Origin of the sequence: Lysinibacillus sp. RS11 (assembly GCF_042019215.1) — a bacterium.
Taxonomy (GTDB): domain Bacteria; phylum Bacillota; class Bacilli; order Bacillales_A; family Planococcaceae; genus Lysinibacillus; species Lysinibacillus xylanilyticus_A.
In genome coordinates, this window is the sequence record NZ_CP168124.1 from 4,536,613 (window position 1) to 4,561,067 (window position 24,455).

Consider the following 24,455-nt stretch of genomic DNA (forward strand, 5'->3'; position numbering starts at 1 on the left):
TATTTTCACATATAAAAACTGCAATGTAGTTAATGGCCCTACCCCTATACTCTTAGTTGAATAGAATAATGAAGAAAGGGGGTGTAAAAATGTGTATGAATAATTCAATGTGCGGCTGCTCTAATAATCAAAACGAGTGTCATGCACTTGGTCCTTTCGAGGCTATAGACGCTGCATGTATTACTACTCCACCAGCAACAGGCTCCATTATCCCATTCGCATCAGGAAATGTGCCTGTTATTTTAACATCAGTTCTTGGTGGCGCGATCGGCACAGTAAGTTTGGTAGGATTCGGTACTTCTATTCCAGGGGTAACTCTTACTGGTACAAATATAGATTTAACAGCTGCTACAGGAACGGAAGCCTTTTCAGTTCCACGTGACGGTACTATTACATCTATTTCTGCATCTTTGTCTGCAACAGTTGCTGTAACCCTTACAGGAACAGCAACAGTCAGAGCACAAATTTACCGCGCGGTTGCGGGAAGTAATGTTTTCAGCCCTACAGATGCATTTGTTGATTTAGCTCCAGCTCTCTCAACAATAGCAGTAGGTACTATTACATTTGGTACTAGAAACGTTACACCAGTGCCAGTAGCTGCTGGTGATCGTTTATTAATGGTGTTCTCCATTACTTCGTCGGGGATTGTTGCTACTGTTACCGGTAACGCAAGTGCAGGTATTAATATTGTATAAAAGATTATGTTTGTAGGTTAGATTAAAGCTACCATATAATATCATTATCCGTGTAACATACGATATTTACTTGAAAACAATTTCAAAAATAGGCGATTTTCTTCTAGATCAGAAAATCGCCTATTTTTCTCTCTGGAAAAATTTTTTATTTAGCCAAAGCAATTTGAATATGAGCAAGATGATGCTTTCCATGCCATGCATATAAAGCTAAGGCTTTTTCAAGCGTCATCAACCCTGAATCAGGATGATTAAACGCTCGCTGTAATTGGTCTTCTGTTAAGCTTTTCAGCAAAAAAATCCAACGTTCATGTAAACCTTCAATTAATTGATATGAGGCTGCGACAGGCATTTCTGCATCCGGAAGTTTTGCCCATTCCTCCTCATTGTAAGGCTTAATCGTTGGAGCATCTTCTGTCAAAGCTAACTTAAAACGGATAAAGCTATTCATATGACTATCTGCAATATGGTGAACAAGCTGTGTAACCGTCCAGCCATTTTCTCGGTAGGATTTTTTTAATGCTTGCTCACTTACTCCTTTAAGTTCCTCTGCTAGTTGTTTCGGTAATAGACGAATATCCTCCATCCATTCCTGTACTTGCTGTGCTGTAACTACTTCAGGAAATTGAAATTGTCCAATTGGAAATCGTAAGTCGGTCATGTAGCTCTCCTCCATTTCTATTTTCTTACTTTTCATATTACCAATTTAATATTTTCCGTGCCACTATGTATAAAACCCTCATTTTGCTAGAATTGTAGCTTACAAAACAAAGGTCATTGCTTGAACCATTAACTTTTCTATTCATTAATATCATAGATCAACGTATCAAAATAGCTTCCATTCGTATAAAGTAAAATCGCCCATTCACCAGATTTCGGTATTTTTACACTTGAAGGTGTATGAGCATCTGCACCATTAACAGGCCCACCAAGCCCTATAGTCCAACCATCTACTAAGATAGGATGCACTGTTTTAGATTCTTTATGATACCCGACAATGGTTAACTTGCTATCTCGACCTTCTTCAATTCCCCAAAGATGCCACATCCATTTTTGAGTGCTTAAACTTGGCATATTGACCCCGATAACACCTGATTTATTCACATTACCGACAATACCTCTGTCTCCAAACTCTACTGCCTTTTTGTCCCAATCAATTGATGTAAAGTCACTTTCTTGTACAAAATCAGGTAAATCATCGGGCAGAGCGACTACTTTCTCGTTATTTGCGCAGCCTGCTAACAATAATATCACTGTAAGAAAAAGTATACATCGCCTCAAAACATCACTCCTAGTTCAGGGTATTTCCTATGAAACGATTCTTTCACACACTTTGTTACAGATTATTCAGAAAATCACCCCTCTATTAATCTCATTACAAATTTAACTAATGACTTTAACGGGTGAGTAATCGTTGACGCAGACTCCTTTTCGAATTGCTGTGCAGCATCAACCATCGAAAGCTGTGCAACTGAAATTCGTCGTCGTTGCTCCCTCGCTATATCATGAAAGGTTTGTATAATAGCGTTATTATACGCTTCCTTTTTCCCCTGCATAATTAGCTCAAACGTATTGTCGATAACCTTTGCTACAACATCTATCGACTTTCCATGCTGTTCGGCATATTGCTGAAGTCTGTTCATCGTACCTTCTACGGTTTCCGGATTTGTAAAAAGAATCGTTTGAGGCTGCTTTTCTTCACATATGGTTTCAAAATAGGGCTCATCTATTTTAATAATTGGAATAGAGAGTTCCAGCCGTTCTTCCTCTAACACTGCAATATAATTCGTGCACGTTATTAAGATGGCGTCCATATCACAACGTTCCATCCATTTAAGTTGCTCTTTAACCTCAAAAGCTAACCCGTCAGTCCCTTTTGAAACTTGCTGTATAAGACCTGGATCCACAAAATGAACTAGCTCTACATTCTCAATGTTTTGAAATGCATATTCTATATACTCAATATTTGAATGGTGTGCATGTAAGCAGCCAAGCCTTTTCCTCAAGAGCAGTCCCCCCTATTACGTAAGCTGTTTTTCCATGGTTGCGATAGCAAGAGAAATCCCATTACAGTTTTCTCCCTGTGTCAACACTCCTTTAGATTAAAAATACAATACATTGCATTTATAATCAAAAACAAACCACATCATCACAAGATAATGCAGTTTGTCCTATTAATTTTTATTTAAAAAACGAATTGCTCTACTCATAACCGTTGGAACAATTGAAGCATGATTTTCCTCCAACGCTTCATAAAAAGCAATATCCATAATTTTCTCTAAATCGCCGGCAATCTGTTTTGCATCATCCACCATAAAGGTTTCCAGTTCCCCCACCCCTATGAATAATTTTTCATAAGCAAATGGACGCTCTTTTATAAATGTTGGAGCATACTTTAATAGTTCATGCTCATTCCACCAAATAGAAGGGCTAATCGCAATATAACGTTGGAAGTTTGCTTGATGATGGAATAATTGCCAAAGTACAAAGTAACCCGCTAATGAATGGCCGAACAGTGCTTGTTGCTGTACATTTACAGGGAATTGCGCCTGAATGCTTGGCTTTAATTCCTCCTCTAAAAATCTACTAAAGTTCTCAGCTCCTCCATGTTTCTTATGGCCCTTCCCTTTAAATCTTGCAGGATACGTATACGTCTCAGCTTGTCCTGTAAAATCATAAAACCGTCGTTCGTGCATATCAGCTCCATGCCCAATGCCAACTACAATAGCTGGTAAAATACCTGTTTTCGATGCATTACGACTTTGCAGGCGGACTGCTTCCTTCACAAGGTGAAAATATGATGAACCGTCCAATACATATAAAACTGGAAAACCACCTTCTGGTACGTCTCCGCTCGGTACATAAATGTTTACTGTATACGTATAATCCGTAAAATTCGATGTTATTTGCTGCGATGTATAATCAGATGCTGCTGCAATTTTGTCTATCATCATTTGTCGGCCTCCTTCAAAACATCATAGCCATAGCATACGGGTGTTTTCGTAACAGGATCTTCCATAATACGTGCATTTATATTGAATACTTCTCGCATTACATCTGCACATAAAATTTCCTGAGGTGTTCCCGTTTTCATCACAACTCCCTGTCGCATCGCAATTAAATGATCGGAATATCGTGCAGCGTGATTAATGTCGTGCAATACCATAACAATCGTACAACTATGCTGCGCGTTCAGATTTTTAACAATTTCTAGTACCTCTAACTGATGCGCCATATCTAAATAAGTTGTCGGTTCGTCTAATAACAAAATATTGGTTTCTTGCGCTAAGGCCATTGCAAGCCATACACGCTGGCGCTGTCCCCCTGACAACTGTCCAAGCTCGCGATTGCGATAGTCATTTGTATTTGTAACAGTTAAGGCCCACTCAATCATTTCCTCGTCCTTCTTTGTTAAGCGATTCACATTATTTCGATGCGGATAACGACCATAAGCAATAAGCTCCTCAACCTTTAGCTGACCTGGTGCAATAGGCGTCTGAGATAAGATCGCTAGCTTTTTCGCAATTTCCTTTGTCGATAAATTTTGCATGTTTTGGTCCTGCAAATAAACCGTGCCCTGCTGCTTCTTTAATATACGACCAATTGTTTTTAATAATGTTGATTTTCCACATCCATTAGGTCCTATGATGGTCGTAATCTTCCCATCCTCTATCGTTAAATTTAAGCCTTCAAACACACGAACCTGCTCATAGCCAGAAGATAAATTTTCCATTCTAAATGCCGTTTGCACACCTATTTCCTCCTATGCTTTTGATTTCACTAGTAAATATAAGAAATACGGAATCCCAATAATCGAGACAACGATCCCAACCGCTAGCTCAGACGGTGCAAATACTGTTTTTCCTATAAAATCAGCTATAATAAGCAATCCTGCGCCAATCAATGCACTTACTGGCATGACATAACGATGTTGTATACCGACAAGCTGTTTTGCAATATGTGGTGCCATCAATCCGATAAACCCGATGCTACCTGATACTGATACACAAGCACTGACTAAGCCAACGCTTTCCAATAACAGCTTCTTTTTCTCTTTTTCTACCGCTATCCCTAAACTTGTAATACTATCCTCTTCCAGTTGAAAATAATCGAGCAAATACGCTTTCCGATGGACATAAAAGCCCAATAATATAAGCCAAGGTAGCATAGTCACAACAAAAATCCAGTTTGCATTATAAATAGAGCCTGCCATCCAAACTGCGGCAGATTCAAAATCTTGAGCACTCATTTTTAATGATAAAAACAGTGACAGTGCCCCAAAACCACTGTTTATAGCAATCCCGGTTAAAATAAGTCGCTGCATATCTAAATGACCATTTTTCTGGGCAAATGAAAAAATAAGTAGCGCAGCCAAAGCACCGCCTACAAACCCGAACATGGGCATCATTAAAATCGATAACCAGCTACTCATATCTGCAGATGTGAGACGTAATTGAAAGAAAAACATGAATATAACCACTGCTGCCCCAGCACCCGCATTAATCCCTAAAATACCTGGATCAGCTAAGCCATTTCGTGTTATGCCCTGTAGCACCACCCCTGCCATCCCTAGGCCAACACCAACAAGCGCTGCAATGACAATACGTGGTAAACGGAATTCAAAAATGACAAGATCAAATTTTGGATTTGGTTCAATACGTAACAATGTTTTGACAACATCTATCACCGACATATCAAAGACCCCATTTGTCATATGGAGATAGCTGGTACCCAAAATAAATAAAATGAGTATTGAAACAGTCATAACGAATACACGCGAGGTTTTTTTACGCACCTTTTTCACCTCCGTGTTTACGAACTAAATATAAGAAGAACGGGACACCAACTAATGCTGTTAATACGCCAATTGGAGTTTCATATGGGTAATTAACAAAACGACTAAGCACATCACAAAGTGCTAAGAAGAACGCACCGATTACAGCTGCACATGGAATGATAAAGCGGTAATCTACTCCAACAAGAAAACGCGTAATATGAGGAATGACTAACCCTACAAAGGCTATCTTCCCTACAAGTGCAACTGCCGTACCTGTTAAACAGACAACAGCTAGCATACTTATGATTCTCACCGCTTTTGTTTTTTGGCCAAGTCCAATAGCGATATCTTCGCCTAATGACGTGATCGTAATAGCTTTAGCTGAAGCGAATGCAAGGATTAAACCAATCAATCCAAATGGAATCGATAGCAAGAGCATATCTACATCCACCATATGTACCTTTGTGTTATACCAAGCACTTACTGTTTGTGATACTTGGAAATACATCGCAATGGCTGTGGCTATACTGCTTAAAAATGTACCAATGACTGTCCCAATAATGGCAAGTCGTACTGGTGATAAACCATTTCGAATTAAAGAGCCAAAACCAAATACAATACCTGCCCCTAATGCAGAACCGAGCATAGAGAGTAGGATCATTTGGTAATTTGGAAGCCCTGGGAAAAATACGATCGCTAACGTAATCACAAATGCAGAACCATCATTAACGCCCATTAATGAAGGAGACGCCAAATAATTTCGTGTTATACCCTGCATAACAGCGCCGGCTACTGCTAAAAATGCTCCCACTAGTAAAACTGCGGCGATTCTAGGAATTCGTCCTGTTCGCACAATTTGGTGGTCCACATTTGAAGGGTCGAATGCAGAAATCGCCTGCCACACCGTTATTGCGCTAATGTCTTTTGTACCGTACATTACGGAGACTAATGCCACAATCGCAATGAGGAATGGAGAAGCTGCTAATATTGAAAATGCCGCAATGTTTGTTTTTTTCAACTTCCACACCTTTTTCTTTATCAATTTCTCTCTCAATCTTATAAAAGGCTGGTAATAGCCTGGTGATGCCACCAAATCTACTACCAGCCTATCTATGCCGAGGCATAATTGATACTATTTAAGTAATTTTTCAGCTGCGACATCTAAGAATTTTACCTTAGACCATGCAGTACCACCTTGCGCTAAAGGATCAATCGCATTGACGAAAATTTGATTATTTTGTGATGCCTTCAAGCTTGCAAAAATCGGATTCTTTTGTAGCTCTTCCAGCGCTTTTGGTGCATCGGCATTTTCTGATACCTCGAACTGAAGGAAAATAGTATCAGGATTTACCTCTGCTAATGTTTCAAGAGATAGTTCAGCCTGAGCCTTTGTAGTTTTTAAAATTTCTGGTATTGGAGCTCCTAAATCTTCATATAGCACAGGATTTAAGTAAACTCCTGCAGGATAAATATACATTACGCCACCGCGTACTCGAATAACTAGAATCTCCTTGTCCGCTAGTTGCTCTTTAGATTTGGCTTGCGCATCAACAACCTTCGCTTCATAATCTGCAATGATTTTTTTAGCATCATCTTCTTTACCTGAAAGCTGTGCAAGTAATGTTAAGTTCTCTTTCCAATTTGTAGAGACATGTGAATACGGAATCATCGTTTGAATTTTATTTAGTTTTTCGGCAGTTTCCTCAGGGAACTTTGAGGTACCTAAAATAACATCTGGATCAAGACTTAGAATGGCCTCTGCATTCGGCTCCATTTTATTTCCTATAAGCTGAGCACCCTCTAATTCTGAAGCAAGATATGATGGAATTTTGCCACCTACTTCTAGTACACCAGCAGGCTTAATACCAAGCATCGCCGCATCTTCCATAGATTCTAAGCTTGCCGTTACAATGTTTTTCACATCTGCAGGAACTACATATTTTTCTCCCAAATATGTAATCGTTTGTGTTTTCGTTTGATCTGCTTGCGTTTCTGTTGCACTTGTTTCTGACGCATTATTTGTTGATGTAGTAGACTCTTCTGCCTTATCCGTCCCACACGCAGCCAAGGATAGCGCTAATAGAGCAGGTGCACACATTTTAAAATATTTATTCATAATATTCTCTCCTAACAAATCGCTACATACCGATAATGATAATCATTTTCAACTATAAGTCAATAGGAATTAGCGATTCAATTGATATTCATTATCATTTACGGATACTATCCTAACAAAGCGAAAAACAATTGTGAATGGATAATTTCATGAACAACATGGACTTTTGCCGATTTCCAACTTCTTTCAACAGATATTTTTGTACCGAAAGCGTAGCGGCAGGTACAGAAGTCTCCTACCTCTATAGGTTGTGAGATGAATGCGGGTCTAAGTTACATCTTGTTGGCCCAAAGCCTCTGGCAAATGTCACAAAAAAAGCTGCTTCTTTTTCAAGAAACAACTTGTTTATACGTATTTTGCTTCCTCAAGCATTTTTTTTCGATACGCTGTCGGGGACACTCCCGTACACTTTTTAAATACCCGACTAAAATAAAAACAATCTGCATAGCCTACACATTCTGCTATTTCCGCTACTGTAGCATCGTCATATTGCAGTAAATCCTTCGCCCGTCGTAAGCGATACTCCGTTAAGTAGGCGCTAGGGTTCATACCCGTATGCTGTTCAAACAAATAGGCAAACCTACGACGCTCCACGCCAAATTCCTCAGCAATTTTTGAAACAGAAAGTTGTGTAGCATAGTTCTCATGTATGTATTGTAAAGCTTGCTCCATCTGGTCGCTTGCTTTATCGAGAACCTTCACTTTTGCCGACACAAGAATAGCTTCCAAAAGATTCATAAACAGAGTCTTTGCTTTGAAAATGGACATATTACCTGGCAGTGAATAGCTTTCTATTAATTGCTGTACATAGTCAATAATTTTAGTATGATAGCCCGTATGAATTAAAAAGTGCTGAGCTGCTAATGGATATAAAGATACTTCTTTCTGAGGAATATTATAATGTACAACCGCATACTCCCATACTTTATCGCCAGAAACTTTAATTTCAATTGGCATTTGTGGCCCTGCGTGTACGACCATACCTGGCTCCATTACATAAGGGATACCATTAAAACTAAATATGGCACTACCAGCAAGTGGCACAACTAACCCGCACTTCCCAGGAGCTGTTGTACGTCCTGTATCTACTTGACCTGGCTCCATTTTATTTGTAAAAACATCTGTAAAACTTACAGACGCATGTGCATAGTAATCAATTAAATGCTTGATATCCACTTTATAGCTCCTACATTCTTTAAAACTTTTTGGATTTGTGAAAAGTGAAGCAAATCATGATCTACTAAACTAGCAAAATACCCGTAAAGCGTTAATTCAGATGTACCTATTTTAAAAGACTTTTGCCATTGCTGATCATCTATTGGATAAAGTGCGTTCATTAGCTGATGTCTCTGATTTATAAAATTGGCTATCGTTTCTTCTTTACTTTGTACACAGCTGTTATATGACGCGCTTGCATTCATTTCTTCTACAGCTGGCCCTTTTGGTAGACTTTCCTCTGTAAAAAGAAACGGAAGACGTTGTTTTAACACGAATTCATCCCATGGCGTAAGATGTCCAATCACCTCTGCAACCGTCCATTTGCCAGCTTCAATAGGCGTACGCCATTGTTCTTCCGTAACATTTGCTAAACTTTCCACAAATGCTATAGATTTTTCATAATGTAAGATTATTTGATTTTTATCGTGACACAAATTCTTCAGCCCCTTCACTTCTTTTTAGTAGACAACCTGTAGCTTCAGCCAAATTGATTTCCACTGCTTGCTTTGAATCCTCTTCTCATAAACCTCATGCATTTGTGAACCTTTTTGAAAATATGATGTAGGAGCGACAATCCCAGAAATTAAGTGCTCGATCCCATGAGGTGCAGCAATCTCAAGTTTTCCATTAGCAAGCCTCACACCGATAGCTGTCGGTATTTCTGGAAAATGTGCAATGCCATCAATCGATGACCGATAAGGTTTACTGTTATTTACTACATGCATCCTTGCTTGATTTTTCACAGACCAAGGCTCATCCGGTAAATATTTCTTCAGTTCTTGTTCATACTGCTTCTCATATTTTTCTAAAGAGTTTACTTTATCAAAATATATCACATCAATATCAGCTAATGGTGTTCTGTATTTTTTTCATGCAGAACATCCCACACCTTAGACCGAACAAATCCAGCACATACCGATGAATCCGGTAATTGTAGCTTTTCTTTTGTTTTTATCAGTTTCATTTACCTCTGATTTTGTCATACCAATGTTTGCGCTGTTTTTTTATGAATGATTCATAAGCCATGCTCTTATTTTTTCAGCGACATCCTTAGGTGCTTCACGAAAAATATCATGACCTGCATCAGCGATTGGTTCAATATCAAGGTTTTTCATTCTCGATTGCAAAGTTTGAATACTCTTCCTTCTAGTAGATTCTAATTCAACTGGTTTCGTTGCACGTATTAACAAAGCTGAGCAATACACCTGCTCTACGAAATCTGTCACTGGTTCCGCATAAATACCTTTTATGATGGATTGCCCTGTAAAAGTAGATATCGTTAGTCTAATTTCCCCATCCTGTTCCTTAACTTGAGCCCTTGATGCTTCTTCAAGCTCTTCCGACCATCGAAAAAGCTCTTCTTTTTCCGATTCAAAAAATACGTCCCAAGATGGAAATCTCACTTCATTACAAAATTTCTCTATACCTTGTAATTCGTTTTCTAATGTCATACCTAAATCTTGCGATGACAAATAACCGCCATCTAACAAGATAATACCCTTTATCTGTTCAGGATATTTAGCAGCATAATGCAATGCTAAATCAGCTCCAAAAGAATGGCCAATTAAAAAATGCGATTTACTACCTAACTGCTGATTTATTATTTTTTCTATACCTACAATCAAATTGGAAGGAAAATAAGCATTCTCTTCTTCCAAAGCTTTTGCATAGCCGTGTCCAGGTAAATCAAAGGCGACGATATGATACTCCAGTAAATGTTTCGCTAGTTCCCCAAATGCTAAGCCCGTACTCCCTAGCCCATGTAAAAAGATTAACGTTGGATTTTGTGTGTTACCCCATTGATATATATTTTGCTTCATTTCTACCATCCCCCCTTGTTAAATAATTACTTCCATTAATTACAATAATAACTATTTTTAGTTCTATTTCAAAGGGGCTAAGGGGATAAAAATAAGCATGGCAAACTAGGTGAGGTTAGAGCTTTAAGGGGCCTGTATTTCGAGTAGTATTTATAGCAGAAGAGAGAAAATTTGCCGTATATTATACAGATTATATTTATAAATCTAATTTATACAAAACGAAAAATAATATATTAGAATTATATTTTATTTACCAGTACCCTTTAACTAATAACGTTAAAGGAGACGCGTATGAAAAAATCTTTTATTTTGATTGTGTCCTTTGCCATTGTAATTGGACTTTTTTATACAAAGCTTTCAATGACGCTTGTTGGTATCGGAATTATTGCCGCTTTTATCGGTACCCTTGCTGGGGGTGGTGGGCTTATTACGATCCCTGCTATGATGCTTGTTGGCATACCTATTCAAACAAGCATTGCTACGAATAAATTTTCATCAGGCATTGCAGCGTTGTCGAGTATCTTTTATCTTCTTTATCATCAGGAACTTCGTCTAACATTTATTATAAAATACGTTGCAGTAGCCATTGCAGGAGGTATTTTCGGAGCACTTCTAACTGTATCTATGTCAGAAAAGACCATGAATATTATTGTTTGTATTTTACTTATTTTCGCCCTATTTGTAACGTTGAAAAATAAAGAATGGACTGTTACTTCGGAAGAAAATGACACGAAGCACACCAATAGATTATGGCAGCCATTTTTAATTGCGGTTTATGATGGAGGCTTTGGACCTGGCTCTTCAACCTTCAGCATACTACATTATTTACGCTACCATTACTCCTACATAAAGGCAGTACAGCTCACACGTGTGCTTATATTCGGGAGCTGTACTGGAGCATTTTTAGTATTTTACCAAACCGGCTTTATTCAATGGCACTATGCGATTGCGATGGCTGTAGGGTCTATTATCGGCTCTCAACTCGGACTTTTAGTTCTACCGAAAATTCCGATAAAAGCAGCTAAAATACTACTAATCGTTATTATTTCATTACTACTTATTCAAGTAGCCATAAAAATAATTTAACTACTCAAATGCTCATGAATTAACTTCCATTCATTATTTAAGAGAGTAAAAATATTCGTTGCTCTACCGCTACCTGATACAAATTTTCCGTTATGATAGCCTTCATAATGGTATGTATAAATACAGGTAGCAGATTTTTCATCCACCGTAAGCCATTGAACATCAGTAGCAGAATAAACTTCTTCCTTTATCAAATTCCATGCATTATTAAAATAAGCTCCTATTTCTTCTAAGGTTGTGCATGATTTATCGCTAAACCAATACACTGCTTGAGGATGCAAAATTCCCTTTACGTTATTAAAATCATGGGAATTTGTCGCTGTAATATAACGCTCTAAAGCTTTTTGATACATCAAGAAACCCTCCTTTCCCAACAATATTAGCTGAAATCCCATTATATAGGAATATCATTATGGCTAATTACGAGAAGTACATGCTAGTAGTATTGCTTGTTTAATAATTTTCACTTCTAGTTAACATAGCTGGATTAATGATATCTGCTACAGCCAAATATAGATTCTCCGGATATTCAGCAAGACGATGGCATAAGTATAAATACCAATCAGTTCCATACGTAAGATAAATCTTACAGCGGTACCCCTTCTCTTTTAATTGACGTATCAAATCAGGCTGGATACCATAAAGCATTTCTATCTCAACATTTGGCTGATTAAAATATTGTCTTTGTTCCATTTCTTGAATCAATACTTCATCATGCGTAGCTATCGAGATAGAATGCTTGGCATCAATCAACTGCTCTACATAATGAAGATAACGTTCATTCAGTGCTTCTGATCTCTTCATAGCAAGGTCGATCGGCTCCTGGAAAGCACCTTTAACAAGCCTTATTTTCCCTGGATATTGAATAAGCTGCTGTATATCCTCCTCTGTACGATAAAGATGAACTTGTAATGTAATCCCGACATTGGAATATTGGCTTGCTATTTTTTTATAAATATCGAGGATATCGCTCGTCTTTGATGACTCCTCCATACTAATCATTAATGTAATTCTGAACTGATATGCTTTTTTAGCTAGCTCGATTAAGTGTTTATATGCTAGTTCTGCATTAACAGAAAGTCCAATATGCGACAAATCTAATGACACTGTTTGTCTTATCTCCAATGCACCCATACCCTCAATAAGCTGCAAATATTCATCTTTAGCCTTTTGACATTCCACCAAAGCAGTTGTATTCTCCCCTATAAACTCTAGGGATATTTGATAATCCTTGGAGATGAATTCTCGAGCAATTGGAATAGCATCCTTTCTCCCTTTACCGGTAACATACCGTTTCGCTGCCTTCCATAATAACGGATAGAGTTCTGTTGACTGTTGAACGTCCTGTTTCATTTGAGCATTTCTTGCTGCAGATTTTAATGCTTGAATCACTATTTCTTCTGTCTTTTTCATTTTTATTCCTCCTCTTTTCTATTTCCCAGTACTTTAACATGATAAAATTGGTAGGAGTAGAACCACTTTATAGAATTTTTTAAGGTACCAATTTTAAGTAGGAGGAGAGAAAGTTGTTATGGATACCAATCGATCGTTCTTCAGATATACCTCTAAACCGGCAAGTTTATCAGCAAATTCGGGAAAAAATATTAAATGGCCATCTTCAAGCAGGTGAAAGGCTAGCATCAACACGTGAGCTCTCTTTCGAGCTGAAGGTTTCAAGAAATGTCATACTGGAAGCTTACGATCAATTGTTAGCAGAGGGATTTTTAATTGCACGAAGTGGTTCAGGTACATTTGTTGCAGAGGGAGCCTTTTTAACACAGCATGAGGCACCATTTTTATTTGAAGTCGATGAAAAAAAGCTGAAAAATCATATTATTAATTTCCGTTCAGGTATTCCAGCATTGGACTTATTCCCCCGTAAAACATGGGCCAAGCTATCACATCAACTGTGGAATGATATTGAATCAACTAATTTTGGATATGATTTTCCAGAGGGTCGTTTAGAATTAAGACAAACGTTAGCACACTACTTATTAAGAACTAGAGGTGTTCACTGTCATCCAGAACAAATTGTCATTACATCCGGCGCTACACAAGCATTGACACTTGTTTCTCGATTGCTTTTATCACCTAATGATATAGCCATTATAGAAGATCCTATTACGAATGATATTCAAACGATTTTTAAATCTTCAGGTGCCTCTCTTTATCCAATACCTGTAGATGAATATGGGATGAAGACAGCCTTAATACCAGAAAATTTGCATCCTAAATTTGTCTTCCTAACTCCATCACATCAATTCCCACTAGGGGGTACGTTACCAATACAGCGCAGAATTCAATTAATCAATTTCGCCAGAAGGAATAATTGTTTTTTAGTTGAGGATGATTATGATAGTGAGTTTCGCTATGAAGGTCCACCTGTCAGCTCTTTACAAGGTTTAGATCTAGAACGTGTACTCTATATAGGCTCTTTTAGCAAGATTCTCTCTCCAGCATTAAGAATAGGTTACATCGTTCTCCCAACTCATTTAATCGAGAAATGTCGGCAGCTGAAATGGCTTACTGATTTACACACACCATCATTAGATCAGCTTATTCTTGCTCATTTTATTAAAGAAGGCTATTTAGAAAGACATATTGCAAAGATGAAGAAGTTTTATAAAAACCAGCGAGATTTTCTTATCCAATGTTTGCAAACAACCTTTTCAAATAAAGTGAAGATTTTAGGTTACTCTACTGGTATGCATTTAATTGCTGAATTAGAGGATATTCATTTTTCTAAAGAGCTATTGTTTAAAATCGAGCAACTTGGTGTAAGGGTATACCCTGTAGAGGATCATTCGATAGAGAAAGGGAAAAATACTAATCGGATTATTTTAGGGTATGGACATTTAAAGAAGAATGAAATAGAAGAAGGCGTGACAAGACTATTTCAAGCAGTCTATGACGAGGTAAAGTAAAAAAGGGGGATATCAAATGCTCGCTACTATTCAGAAACAACAAAATAACTATGTCGTAAAATTCAACCGTCCGCTGTCCCATTCAGTTGATGCTGTTTGGGCTGTATTAACGAAGAATGGCAAGCTTCAAAAATGGATGAACAATTTAGAAATTATTGATCTTCGAAAAAACGGTAAAATCCATTTTAATATGAATGATGGAACGGATGCTTATATGGAAATAGCAATTACAGACTATGTTGAGAAGGAAGTGCTCGAATTTGAATGGGGCAAAGATACAGTCAGATTTGAACTCTCCCCCACTAGCAGCGGTTCCATATTAGTATTACTTGAACCGATTGGTGAGCTAACTGAGCATACACCAAAAGATTTAGCTGGCTGGCATATATGCTTAGACCTGCTTTCAGACTTATTAAATGGAACTGTACATGAAGAATTTCCAATGGAAGAATGGCAAAAATGGTTTGCAGAATATAAGCAACTTGTGGATGACGTAGAAATGATTTAAGCCATCATAAATAAAACTCCTAGGGTGTAAAGTGCCCTAGGAGTTTTTATGTTAAAAAACAAAATGGTCAAGGAAATCTTTGTGAATGTTGCGGCGATTTAAATGAGGTTGCTTTCGTTCCATGCTACTCGCTTTCAGACAGATAATAACATTGTCGCTGCCGCTACGTTTGCACTTCGCTTTCGCATTTTATCACTATAAATTAGAGTGACATGCGAGAAGATACACACCATGTGAAGTGGTTGATTGGAGTGGAGACTGGGCGACTCCTTGGGGATCAGCGTCACAGATTAGACCCTGGAGCGTAGCGAAGCGGCTCATCGGACGCCCCCAGGAAGCTCTGCTCTGCGCGAAAGCGAAGCGTCAGCGGCAAATGTTTTATCTGTGCGAAAGCGAAGCGACAGCAACAAATGTTTTATCTGCGCGAAAGCGAAGCGTCAGCGGCAAAGCGCCCAGTCGGAACGGAAATCAACCCCTCGTTTTGCCGAAGAGTCGTACTTTATTAATATGGCACCTTACAATATTATTTAATGGTAAAAAGCTGTAGCCATTTCAAGTGCTTTTAGCGGATCCTTGATTGAATCAAGCGTATAGACAAGCTTGTCGTCCTGCCACACGATTAAATTTCCTGATTCATTTACATCTAAATGTGCAGATCCGTGTTGCTTTGGAATAGGAAGCATATGCGATTCTAAAAATTGTACCGCCTGCTTAGCAAGCTTTACACCGGCTTCCGGATTGTCTGTTCTTGTTTGAGTCGCTATTGCCCATCTTCCCTCATTCCAACCAGTCCATAAAGAGCCTGCCCCTGCATCCTGATAGCCTTTAATATTGGAACCAAGATCAACTTCTTGACCGCCACTTTGGCTAAAGTTCTCAAAAGAAATTTGCTTACTTGCTTCGTCTGCACTTTCATATTGCTTCACTAAGAGACGAGCAATAACGGTCGCTCTATCTGGTTGTTTTAGTTTAATATCGTTGATTGGCAAATACTCTTTGCTTTCAAAAAATACTATTTCAACTTCGTTAGCTTCTGCCTTCGTTGTTGCCGTTAAAAATGTACCTTCTGTGATTGGTAGCCCTTTGGGTAAAGTTATAGGTAAATCCGTTTTAAGCTGGTCCTTAACATTTTTTAATGCCCCAGCCTGTGTAATCGATGCTACTGTGTTTTCCTTATTCGGTTTAGAAGATTCCTGTTGATTTTCCTGCGATTGCTGCTCTTCTTGCGGCTTGTTTGGCACGTTAGGTTTTTCTTCTTTATCAGAGCATGCAGTGATTATACTGAAACTTAAAAGCATGAAGGCAAAAAGTACTTTTTTCATGGCGTTGGCCCCCTTTATTAAGAGTGATCGAGTTGACCTTAGAAGTAATCTGGTATGCCCCGAAGAACTGATCGGGTTCGATCCGAAACTGATCAGGTCCCCCGGGTTCATCTCAGAACTAATCGTGTAAGGTCACTTCTTTCTTCCCTACCTAAAAACTATTGTAGTTACTTAAGTTCATTAATCTGCTTCGTCAGTTCGTTAAACTTTTGATCAAGCATAGCGTAATCCTTATCCTTTGCCGTAAGAAAACTAAGCTTGCCGAGTATTTCTTGTCTTTCATTTTCAAGTTTTAAACGAAGAGCGGCTTTATCATCGGCTTGAGAAGGAGCACTGTTTCTCCATTTTTTCTCAATACGTTTATTTTGAACTTCCCACACACTATCAGTTACCTTCTCAAGAAGATATCTATCATGTGAGACAACAAGTAATGTTCCCTTATATTGCGCAAGTGTTTTCTCTAACTGCTCACGAGAAGGTAAATCAAGGTGATTCGTCGGTTCATCTAAAATAAGCACATTTTTATCCTCTAAAATATATGCCATTAGTTTACACTTTACACGCTCTCCCATACTCATTTTGCCTATTGGAGCAGTCCAATGTGCTGGTGTAAAACCTAAATGCTTCATTAAATTTCGGACTTTCCCTTGCTCCTCAAAGGTTTCTTTATAAAAGTATTGCTCCGGTGTCTGATCCAGTGGTAAATCAAATACTTCCTGTGTTAAATAGCCGATGTTTGCTGCAGGAGATAGCCAAATTTCCCCTTCAGCCTCTACCTGCCCTAAGAGTATCTTTAATAATGTTGTTTTGCCACTACCATTTGTCCCAATAATAGCAATTTTCTCACCAAACTTTGCAATTAAATTTACATCCTTCAATAAAACTCGTTGCTCAAAGCACTTCGTTAAACTCTTTGTCTCTAAAAAACGCTTGCCCACTCGTTGATTTGTGTCTAAAGAAAAACGAATCTCTTCTTCAGGTTCTACAGCTTCAATTTTAACCTTCGCAAGCTCCTTCTCTAATCGTTTTTTCTTAGATTTAACTTGCGAGTCCATACGCTTTGCTTTTACACGATAGAATTCCTTAAAGCCCTCCTGCTTTGTAGACTGCGCATGTGCCTTCTGTGACCAGGATGTTAACTCTTTCATCTGTGCCTCTATACGTTCAATATTTTTTTGCTGTTTATCATAGGCACGTTGTTGTGTTAGTCTTTGGTGTTCTCTAGCGGCTATATAGCTACTATAATTGCCACTATGCTCCATGAGCTTCCCTTCTTCTAGCGACCAAATTTTAGTCGCAATCTCGTCTAAAAAATAGCGATCATGGGAGACAACAATGATGGTACCATCGTAATTTTTTACTTGCTCAATTAACAGTGTAGTACTTCGCTCGTCTAAATGATTCGTTGGCTCATCTAGTAAAAGTAATTGAGCATTTTGTGCAAAACCATCAGCAAGACGCATTTTTAGCTTCTCTCCACCACTTAATGCTGAAAATAACACATCTGGAACCTGCCATTTAGCAAGCAAATCAGCCTCGTTTGCAGTTACCTCCAGCGTATCAAAATGCGCACTCTCCTGTTCTACATAAGCAATTTTAGCAGACTGCAACCAACGTAACTGTCCCGAAGTCGGCACTATCGAGCCTGCAATCAACTGCAATAATGTGGATTTGCCCGCCCCATTTCTACCAATAATGCCGATGACCTCGCCCATCTTCACCGTTGCTGTTATATGCTCAAAAATCTTTGCATCCTGTATTTCATAACGTACATCTTGTAATTTTAAAAGTTCCTTCATAACATCCATCCTTTTCCGTTCGAAGGGACAAAAAAATCCCTCCAAGTATTTTGGAAGGATTAGTCTTAAAAATTATCATACACAAAAAAGCTTATGAACAAAGCTTTGTTTGTGTTCCATTACTAAGTAAGCCACTTCTCCTATCTGCTTCTAAATAAAGAGGTTCAGATGGAAAATGAAGCACTTGTAAGTATCGTACAACCTCGTATCGACAAAGCTTCGTCGATACGAGATGCGCGTTTTGGAAAATGGGCAGACTAATCCTATTTTTGATTGAAATATAATATTCCATACGCAAAAAATAAGATTAGTTAATCATTAGCCACCCATCGTCCCTTCATCAGTAATTACAATAATTGTAACATCATTGTCTCTAAAACAACAACGGTAAAGTTGTAAAATAATTCTTCACAAGTAACATCATACTAATCAGAGAATTCTTATTGGTTCATAGTGTCCTACTCTTCATTACCATCTCGAGCAATCATACGAGCGAATCTCTCTTCTTGCAATGGTTTGGAAGCGCCAACCCCTTCTGCTACTCCATCGGAACCCAGCAATAGACTCTCTCCCTACAGCAGTTAGGAAGAACCAAAAGCTTGATCCATTAAACATCCATATATACGTATTTCTAAATAAGCATGATTGAATACCACTTGTACCTATTCCCCACGGTGGAGTCGATGGCACAAAACTAGGTGGTGGGCCAAGAGGCATTTGACCTGCTGGTGGTGGTCCAAATCCAGGTGGTCCAAAATTAGGCGGGCCAAATGATGGTGGTGGGCCAAATCCAGGTGGGCCAAATCCAGGCGGGCCAAATGATGGTTCGAAATTAGGTTCATTCCCGCTTGGAGGTCTGAAATCCTCTCCATATGGATTGTTATACATTAAAAACTCCCCCTTCTACATATTTCAATATATGTAAAAAGGCGAATAACCGTTGAGCAATTGCCTATCTTCAGGGGAGCTTTGTAGACTACACTCAACCAATTATTCCATTGGCTAATATTGTATAATGGGAGAGTATTTCCAAGAAAAGGAGCACTCATGCGTAAATTACTTTTCAACATTACTACTATAATTGTGTTACTAAGCATTTGGTTACTAATTTCTTCGAAGCAAGCCACTGAATCTACAACAAGGATCCAAGCGAAGCTAGCTAACGTAAAGGATTACAAATATTATTTAGATCAAGGAAACGATAAGATTGGCAAGGAAATGGCTAACTTGGATTTGGTCATTGTGGAGCCAATCGAAATGCAGCAGAAGTATATCGACCTTGCTCAAAAAAATGGAGCACTAATATACGGCTATATAAACGCTATGGAAGCAGACAAATGGAATTCAGCGCTTTATAGTCAATTAAATGAAGCAGATTTTTATAAAGATGCGCATGGAGAAAAGATGTATTTCGCTGAGTGGGATTCGTATTTAATGGATATGACCTCTCAACACTATCAAAAGCTTTTACTAGAAGAAATTCAGAAGCAAATTGTTCAAAAAGGGTTAGATGGTGTGTTTTTAGACACTGTGGGCAACATTAATTCTTATTTACCTGAAAAAGAGCAGGAAGCACAAAATGAAGCAATGTTATCCTTCATCAAAAAAATAAAACAGCAATATAACGGCTTGTCTGTTGCGCAAAATTGGGGCTTTCAAACATTAGCTGACTATACAGCGCCATATATCGACTTTATAATGTGGGAAAACTTCTCGTATGATGTAGTTGGAGAAGATGACTGGGCATTGGATGGGATGAAGCAATTAGTTCACATACGAGATAAATTCGGTACTCAGGTGATGGCGATTGGATTTGAGGATGAAGAAAAAAGTCGTGCTTTAGCAGAGAAATATCAATTTAAATTTTTCTATAGCCCCGCTGGATCTCACTACAATACTTGGCAGTAACGTCCTTTAATAGCATTATAATACCCTCTGCAACACTCATCAGAGGGTATTTTTTAGAAGTGAAATTATATCACTAGCGTCGCATTAAAATAATTCAACGTATTTTAAAAAACTTCAACGTATTTTAAAAAACTGAATTTTCTGCAATATTATCCGTGCACAAAAAAAGCCTTTATAATGGTTGGGTGGTAGTAAACCATCCAAATCCAAAATAAAGGACATAAGCATGGATAAGTTTACACGAAAAACTTCATTTGAACAATGGTTTTCACCTATTTCTTCTACACAAATGGAGAAATTAGTTGAAATTCATCAATTAAATTACTATACAAAGAAGCTTCACATCGCTTCATTCTTGAAATTATTACTGTTTGCGCAACTGAATGAAACCGAAAGTCTACGTGCCATTAGTGACACGTTGTTATCAGACGACTTACAAAAAGCAACGTATTTAGAGTCCATCAGCTTTTCGCAGTTAGGTCGGCGATTAAACCAAGTGCCAACTGAGTTTTTCCAACAAATTTTTCTAGACTTAATCGGGCAAATTCATGAGAAAACGCATTTTGAGCAGCGCCGAAAAACCACAACACCACTAAAAATCATTGATTCTAGCACATTGCCATTGAACTTAAACAACCATAGATGGGCTGAATTCCGTAAAACAAAATCAGGTGTGAAGTTACATTTGCGCCTTGTTTACCTAGAAAAAGGTTGTTCGTACCCTGATAAAGCGGTGCTGACGAATGCGAAAGAACATGATCGTGGTCAGCTTGAAATTCTCGTTGATGACAAGGAGTGCATGTACGTGTTTGACCGAGGCTACTTAGATTATGAGCGCTTTGACCGCATGACAGATGACGGACTTTTCTTTGTCTCACGCTTGCGAAAAAACGCCGTAACACGTGTGATTGAATCATTTAAAGTACCTGAACAGTCATCGGTGTTATCGGATGAAATGATTCTGATTGGCAACACGCAAAATCGTGCTGAAAATGTATTTCGCCGTATCGAAGTACTAGATCCAAACGGTAAAGAGCTACATCTGATTACGAATCGTTTTGATTTAAGCGCAGATGAAGTCGCTGAACTGTATAAGTCACGCTGGGCAATCGAACTGTTTTTCAAGTGGATGAAACAGCATCTGAACATTAAAAAGTTCTACGGGCAAAGCGAGCAAGCTGTGCATAATCAGGTGTACATTGCGATGATCGTTTACTGCTTAAACGTGCTAGCACAGCTTTACACAAACAGTTCACTGACGTACTTACAAATTAGTAGGTACTTAAAAGCAACACTATGGAAGCCCGCACGTATTTGGCTTCGGGAAATCGAAGGAACTACGGTACCATAAGGATTTAGAACTGTCAGTTGCCCCAGTCAAAGGTTATAGTAAAAAAATGGATGTTTACTATCTCTATTTAAGTATCTTTCATTTTCTTTAAAAACGGAAGGAATAGAAAACAGAAAATTCAATTAAAATTCATGCGACATTAGTGAAATTATATAGATAAATAAGATTGCATCACTCGCCAATCCTCAAGCTTTTCCTCAAAAGATTTAATATTTTTACCTGGTATCGGACTAGTTGAGGGCATTTTTTGATAGGCCCGACCAACTAAAACCTCAAAGCCAATATGTTTTTTAAAAACTTCGAATGCCTTTCCACCATTAAAAAGCACCAACTCAATATTTGGATACTGTTCAAAAAGCATTTTAAAATCATTCGGTTTTTCATTACGAATAGCTGCATCTAAGCTTCCTTTACGCTCACACGATTCTATCGTATCCCAGAGACCGATATGATTGCTCTTTAACAATTTTAATCTTCGTTCATAGTCATCTGGTATATTTACCTCTAATATTTCCCCTACAATCGGCCAAAAGTGATTGCGTGGATTGCCATAATACTGCTGTTTCTCTAATGATTGCTTTCCTGGCATTGAACCGACAATTAGCACCTTTGTTGACGAATCAATAACTGGTCGTAAGACATTTTTTAGTTCATTTGACACTACAATCACTCCTCCCCTTTATTGTAGCGGAAAATTAGAGCCGACAAGTATTTCCTTCGAACTTTTCACATGAAGTTTATTTGATGAAAAATTTTTTATATAAGACCTTACGATTTCATAACCAATACAGTACCCTATCCATTTAGGAAGCTTTCCACCATATAAAAATTCAATATGATTGTCTAATCCTTGAATATTAATTTTAGGCAAAAAACGCTTCTTCCATATCTTCAACATTTTATCCAAAGAGTAGTAACTCAACCAAGGGGCTAACCATTTATCTCCGTAAATTTCTTCAACTGCACATTCTGCTAATCCTTCTAAAATTAAAGAATCCAACAAGGACACTTCGTCTAGCGTCTTATTTAAAAATTGTAAACGACAAACATGATTGTACTCATGTGCAAATAACGCTTTAAGTTCCTCTTTTTCAAGCTCTCCTATAAATAAAAACAAAGCATTTGGATAGGCGACACCATTTTTATTTGTCATTGTTTGTTCCTGTGTTATCGGAAAAATATAGATTGGTATATTTGGACCGCTCCATCTCTTTTTTAAATAAATAAATTCCTTTTGGACAACTTCCCACACATTTTGTTCCTTTAACTTTTTTATATCTATTTTTTCATGTGGCTGAAAAAGACCCTGTTGCTGTAGTTCAAATTGTAGTTCTTCCGGATATCCACCATTAAAAATTTCAACTAAACGACTACAAAGAATGTAACACTGTATTTCATTAAAATTCCTACTGTGATTTTGCCTTTGATTCTCTATTAATTCATTAAGCCACTCATCGGTAGGTATTACTGACATCCCCTCACCTCCTGCTATAGCTTATGTCTCAAATAGACAATCGGCTAGTGAGGAATGTATGAAACAGCATATATTAACTTGTAAGGAAGTCGAAAGGAGGGATATTTTATGAATCCAGCTGATACTTATAATCTTTGCTGTAAATATCATGGTAAACGTGTAAGAATTACAGATACATCTGGCAGAGTACATGTTGGAGAGATAACGATGGTGGATAGAAAACATGTGTGGATTCTACCTGATAGACGATATGGAGGATATGGTTTAGGTTTTTTTGGTCGTCGGAATTTTAGAAGACCAGGTTTTGGCGTTGGGATTGTACTCGGAACTATTATCGGAATTGCACTCGCGCCTCTATTATTTTTCTAAAATGAAATGTCCAATGCTCAATATCCGCTGCGATATGGCAGACTCATTTTTTTATTTGAGGAAAAAATAAGCCATTTCAATGGTTGAGATGGCTTATTTCCCCTTACTGTACTTGCTCTTGTTGTTGTTTGCGTTCAATCAACTCGGATATTGTGACAAATGTATAACCTTGTTTTTTAAGTTCTGGTATTATTTCTTCCAGTGCCTTAATGGTTTGCGTGCGATCGCCGCCTCCATCATGGAATAAAACAACATCTCCAGGCTTTGATCCCTTCAATACCTTTTGTGTAATTTTTTTCACACCTGGTTGTTTCCAATCTTGAGTATCCTGATGCCAAGACCACATAACTACTTTGTATCCATCCTTTACAGCAGCATTTATCATTTGATCGTTATAATTACCACCTACAGGACGGAATAAAACTGGGGAAAATCCAGTAATACTATTAATGATTCCCTTTGTCTGACGCAGTTCCTTCTGCAATTCAGCTACGGAAACATTAAACGGATGTGAATACGTATGATTGGCCAACTCATGACCTTCAGAATAAGACCTTAAAACTAGCTCTGGATATTTTTCTGCATTTTTTCCAAGAATAAAAAAGGTAGCCTTTGCATCATACTTTGCCAATACATCTAAAATTGCTGCCGTATATTTGGGATGAGGTCCATCGTCAAAGGTTAGAGCAATTATTTTGTCTTCTGTTTTAATATCCCACACAACTTCCCCTGTCTCCTCATAATAAGGTCGACCTTTATCCGCATAGATGGTCAGCTCTGTAAAAAATACCGATATGATTAAAAAACAAAGGGTTAAACTTAATACATATTTACGTGTCATAGCATCACCTCCCAAGTTCAAATTCACATAACTCCGTCAACTTACTATTTACGATTTACAATGAATTATACTCGTAAAGGATTGGCGGTTTTCATACCTTGTCACCGAAAAATTGCTGTTAAATTTTGAACGAATTGTGAAAACACTCACAAACCACTTTATTTTTTTACTAATTGATGTAAAATAAAAAACACAAACTGATATATAACAACTATAAGTTTAATTAATTTTTCTGCCGATTGTTATAGTA

The 24,455-nt window shown here is 37.9% G+C and carries 27 protein-coding genes and 1 pseudogene; 8 read left to right on the top strand and 20 right to left on the bottom strand.

The genetic code is table 11. The features are described 5' to 3' along the window. Positions 1–89: 89 nt before the first annotated feature. Positions 90–695, top strand: a complete 606-nt coding sequence (locus AB9L17_RS23380) for an exosporium glycoprotein BclB-related protein (RefSeq protein WP_375199850.1) — start codon at positions 90–92, stop codon at positions 693–695. Positions 696–840: 145 nt separating this feature from the next. Here AB9L17_RS23380 and AB9L17_RS23385 read toward each other — a convergent pair whose 3' ends face one another. The 12 genes and pseudogenes from AB9L17_RS23385 to AB9L17_RS23440 all read right to left on the bottom strand — a co-directional run bounded on the left by AB9L17_RS23385 (position 841) and on the right by AB9L17_RS23440 (position 10,623). Then, on the bottom strand, positions 841–1,353 hold the full coding sequence (locus tag AB9L17_RS23385; protein ID WP_375199851.1) for a YfiT family bacillithiol transferase: 513 nt from the start codon (positions 1,351–1,353) through the stop codon (positions 841–843). 137 nt (positions 1,354–1,490) lie between these two features. Next, the gene (locus tag AB9L17_RS23390) at positions 1,491–1,973 is read right to left on the bottom strand and encodes a hypothetical protein (protein ID WP_068984985.1); all 483 of its coding nucleotides are present in this window, start codon (positions 1,971–1,973) and stop codon (positions 1,491–1,493) included. Between the two features lie 74 nt (positions 1,974–2,047). Further along, positions 2,048–2,704: a hypothetical protein gene (locus AB9L17_RS23395; protein ID WP_375200831.1), complete on the bottom strand. Its 657-nt coding sequence runs from the start codon at positions 2,702–2,704 to the stop codon at positions 2,048–2,050. Positions 2,705–2,866: 162 nt separating this feature from the next. Then, positions 2,867–3,646: an alpha/beta hydrolase gene (locus AB9L17_RS23400; protein ID WP_375199852.1), complete on the bottom strand. Its 780-nt coding sequence runs from the start codon at positions 3,644–3,646 to the stop codon at positions 2,867–2,869. Further along, positions 3,643–4,425: an ABC transporter ATP-binding protein gene (locus AB9L17_RS23405; RefSeq protein ID WP_068985095.1), complete on the bottom strand. Its 783-nt coding sequence runs from the start codon at positions 4,423–4,425 to the stop codon at positions 3,643–3,645. The genes AB9L17_RS23400 and AB9L17_RS23405 overlap by 4 nt, the downstream gene beginning before the upstream one ends. Before the next feature lie 30 nt (positions 4,426–4,455). Continuing rightward, complete coding sequence (locus AB9L17_RS23410) at positions 4,456–5,487, bottom strand: FecCD family ABC transporter permease (RefSeq protein WP_375199853.1); 1,032 nt, start codon at positions 5,485–5,487, stop codon at positions 4,456–4,458. Next, a complete protein-coding gene (locus AB9L17_RS23415) occupies positions 5,480–6,487 on the bottom strand; it encodes a FecCD family ABC transporter permease (RefSeq protein ID WP_375199854.1) in 1,008 nt (335 codons plus the stop codon). The genes AB9L17_RS23410 and AB9L17_RS23415 overlap by 8 nt, the downstream gene beginning before the upstream one ends. A gap of 114 nt (positions 6,488–6,601) precedes the next feature. Next, positions 6,602–7,585, bottom strand: a complete 984-nt coding sequence (locus tag AB9L17_RS23420) for an ABC transporter substrate-binding protein (protein ID WP_375199855.1) — start codon at positions 7,583–7,585, stop codon at positions 6,602–6,604. A 345-nt stretch (positions 7,586–7,930) separates the two neighbouring features. After that, positions 7,931–8,761, bottom strand: coding sequence for a helix-turn-helix domain-containing protein (locus tag AB9L17_RS23425; RefSeq protein WP_375199856.1), 831 nt, complete (start codon positions 8,759–8,761; stop codon positions 7,931–7,933). Further along, positions 8,743–9,237, bottom strand: coding sequence for a DinB family protein (locus AB9L17_RS23430; RefSeq protein ID WP_375199857.1), 495 nt, complete (start codon positions 9,235–9,237; stop codon positions 8,743–8,745). Before AB9L17_RS23430 ends, AB9L17_RS23425 begins: the two co-directional genes overlap by 19 nt. Positions 9,238–9,261: 24 nt before the next feature. Next, positions 9,262–9,767 (bottom strand): annotated as a pseudogene (locus AB9L17_RS23435) (nucleotidyltransferase family protein). A 40-nt stretch (positions 9,768–9,807) separates the two neighbouring features. Then, entirely contained in the window at positions 9,808–10,623 is an 816-nt protein-coding gene (locus tag AB9L17_RS23440; RefSeq protein WP_375199858.1) for an alpha/beta fold hydrolase, read from the bottom strand. 291 nt (positions 10,624–10,914) lie between these two features. Here AB9L17_RS23440 and AB9L17_RS23445 point away from each other — a divergent pair, with 291 nt between their 5' ends. Then, positions 10,915–11,709 (top strand): sulfite exporter TauE/SafE family protein, encoded by a 795-nt coding sequence (locus AB9L17_RS23445; RefSeq protein WP_375199859.1) that lies wholly within the window; start codon positions 10,915–10,917, stop codon positions 11,707–11,709. On the opposite strand, the gene AB9L17_RS23450 is transcribed toward AB9L17_RS23445, so the two are convergent. Then, complete coding sequence (locus AB9L17_RS23450) at positions 11,706–12,065, bottom strand: YybH family protein (RefSeq protein WP_375199860.1); 360 nt, start codon at positions 12,063–12,065, stop codon at positions 11,706–11,708. The two genes, AB9L17_RS23445 and AB9L17_RS23450, sit on opposite strands and share 4 nt — an antisense overlap. A gap of 97 nt (positions 12,066–12,162) precedes the next feature. Next, positions 12,163–13,122 carry a proline dehydrogenase family protein gene (locus AB9L17_RS23455; RefSeq protein WP_375199861.1) on the bottom strand — a complete coding sequence of 320 codons (960 nt, stop codon included), beginning with the start codon at positions 13,120–13,122 and terminating at the stop codon, positions 12,163–12,165. 113 nt (positions 13,123–13,235) lie between these two features. On the opposite strand from AB9L17_RS23455, the gene AB9L17_RS23460 reads away from it, so the two are divergent. From AB9L17_RS23460 to AB9L17_RS23470, 3 genes are all read left to right on the top strand, one after another. Continuing rightward, positions 13,236–14,633, top strand: coding sequence for a PLP-dependent aminotransferase family protein (locus AB9L17_RS23460; protein WP_375199862.1), 1,398 nt, complete (start codon positions 13,236–13,238; stop codon positions 14,631–14,633). Positions 14,634–14,649: 16 nt separating this feature from the next. Continuing rightward, entirely contained in the window at positions 14,650–15,141 is a 492-nt protein-coding gene (locus AB9L17_RS23465) for an SRPBCC family protein (RefSeq protein ID WP_375199863.1), read from the top strand. Between the two features lie 238 nt (positions 15,142–15,379). After that, positions 15,380–15,688, top strand: a complete 309-nt coding sequence (locus AB9L17_RS23470; protein ID WP_375199864.1) for a hypothetical protein — start codon at positions 15,380–15,382, stop codon at positions 15,686–15,688. Here the strand turns inward: AB9L17_RS23470 and AB9L17_RS23475 are convergent. The 3 genes from AB9L17_RS23475 to AB9L17_RS23485 all read right to left on the bottom strand — a co-directional run bounded on the left by AB9L17_RS23475 (position 15,669) and on the right by AB9L17_RS23485 (position 19,150). Then, on the bottom strand, positions 15,669–16,463 hold the full coding sequence (locus AB9L17_RS23475; protein WP_375199865.1) for a hypothetical protein: 795 nt from the start codon (positions 16,461–16,463) through the stop codon (positions 15,669–15,671). The two genes, AB9L17_RS23470 and AB9L17_RS23475, sit on opposite strands and share 20 nt — an antisense overlap. Positions 16,464–16,630: 167 nt before the next feature. After that, a complete protein-coding gene (gene abc-f, locus AB9L17_RS23480; protein ID WP_375199866.1) occupies positions 16,631–18,262 on the bottom strand; it encodes a ribosomal protection-like ABC-F family protein in 1,632 nt (543 codons plus the stop codon). 468 nt (positions 18,263–18,730) lie between these two features. Next, a complete protein-coding gene (locus tag AB9L17_RS23485; RefSeq protein ID WP_068984999.1) occupies positions 18,731–19,150 on the bottom strand; it encodes a hypothetical protein in 420 nt (139 codons plus the stop codon). 159 nt (positions 19,151–19,309) lie between these two features. Here AB9L17_RS23485 and AB9L17_RS23490 point away from each other — a divergent pair, with 159 nt between their 5' ends. After that, positions 19,310–20,170: an endo alpha-1,4 polygalactosaminidase gene (locus tag AB9L17_RS23490; protein ID WP_068985000.1), complete on the top strand. Its 861-nt coding sequence runs from the start codon at positions 19,310–19,312 to the stop codon at positions 20,168–20,170. 226 nt (positions 20,171–20,396) lie between these two features. After that, positions 20,397–21,521 (top strand): IS4 family transposase, encoded by a 1,125-nt coding sequence (locus AB9L17_RS23495; protein WP_375199867.1) that lies wholly within the window; start codon positions 20,397–20,399, stop codon positions 21,519–21,521. A 148-nt stretch (positions 21,522–21,669) separates the two neighbouring features. Here the strand turns inward: AB9L17_RS23495 and AB9L17_RS23500 are convergent, their stop codons facing one another. Next, positions 21,670–22,182, bottom strand: coding sequence for a DNA-deoxyinosine glycosylase (locus AB9L17_RS23500; protein ID WP_068985001.1), 513 nt, complete (start codon positions 22,180–22,182; stop codon positions 21,670–21,672). Positions 22,183–22,200: 18 nt separating this feature from the next. Continuing rightward, positions 22,201–22,995: a DUF2268 domain-containing protein gene (locus AB9L17_RS23505; protein WP_068985002.1), complete on the bottom strand. Its 795-nt coding sequence runs from the start codon at positions 22,993–22,995 to the stop codon at positions 22,201–22,203. A 108-nt stretch (positions 22,996–23,103) separates the two neighbouring features. Here AB9L17_RS23505 and AB9L17_RS23510 point away from each other — a divergent pair, with 108 nt between their 5' ends. Then, the gene (locus AB9L17_RS23510; protein WP_068985003.1) at positions 23,104–23,364 is read left to right on the top strand and encodes a hypothetical protein; all 261 of its coding nucleotides are present in this window, start codon (positions 23,104–23,106) and stop codon (positions 23,362–23,364) included. 103 nt (positions 23,365–23,467) lie between these two features. On the opposite strand, the gene AB9L17_RS23515 is transcribed toward AB9L17_RS23510, so the two are convergent. After that, positions 23,468–24,205: a polysaccharide deacetylase family protein gene (locus tag AB9L17_RS23515; RefSeq protein WP_375199868.1), complete on the bottom strand. Its 738-nt coding sequence runs from the start codon at positions 24,203–24,205 to the stop codon at positions 23,468–23,470. Positions 24,206–24,455 lie beyond the last annotated feature (250 nt).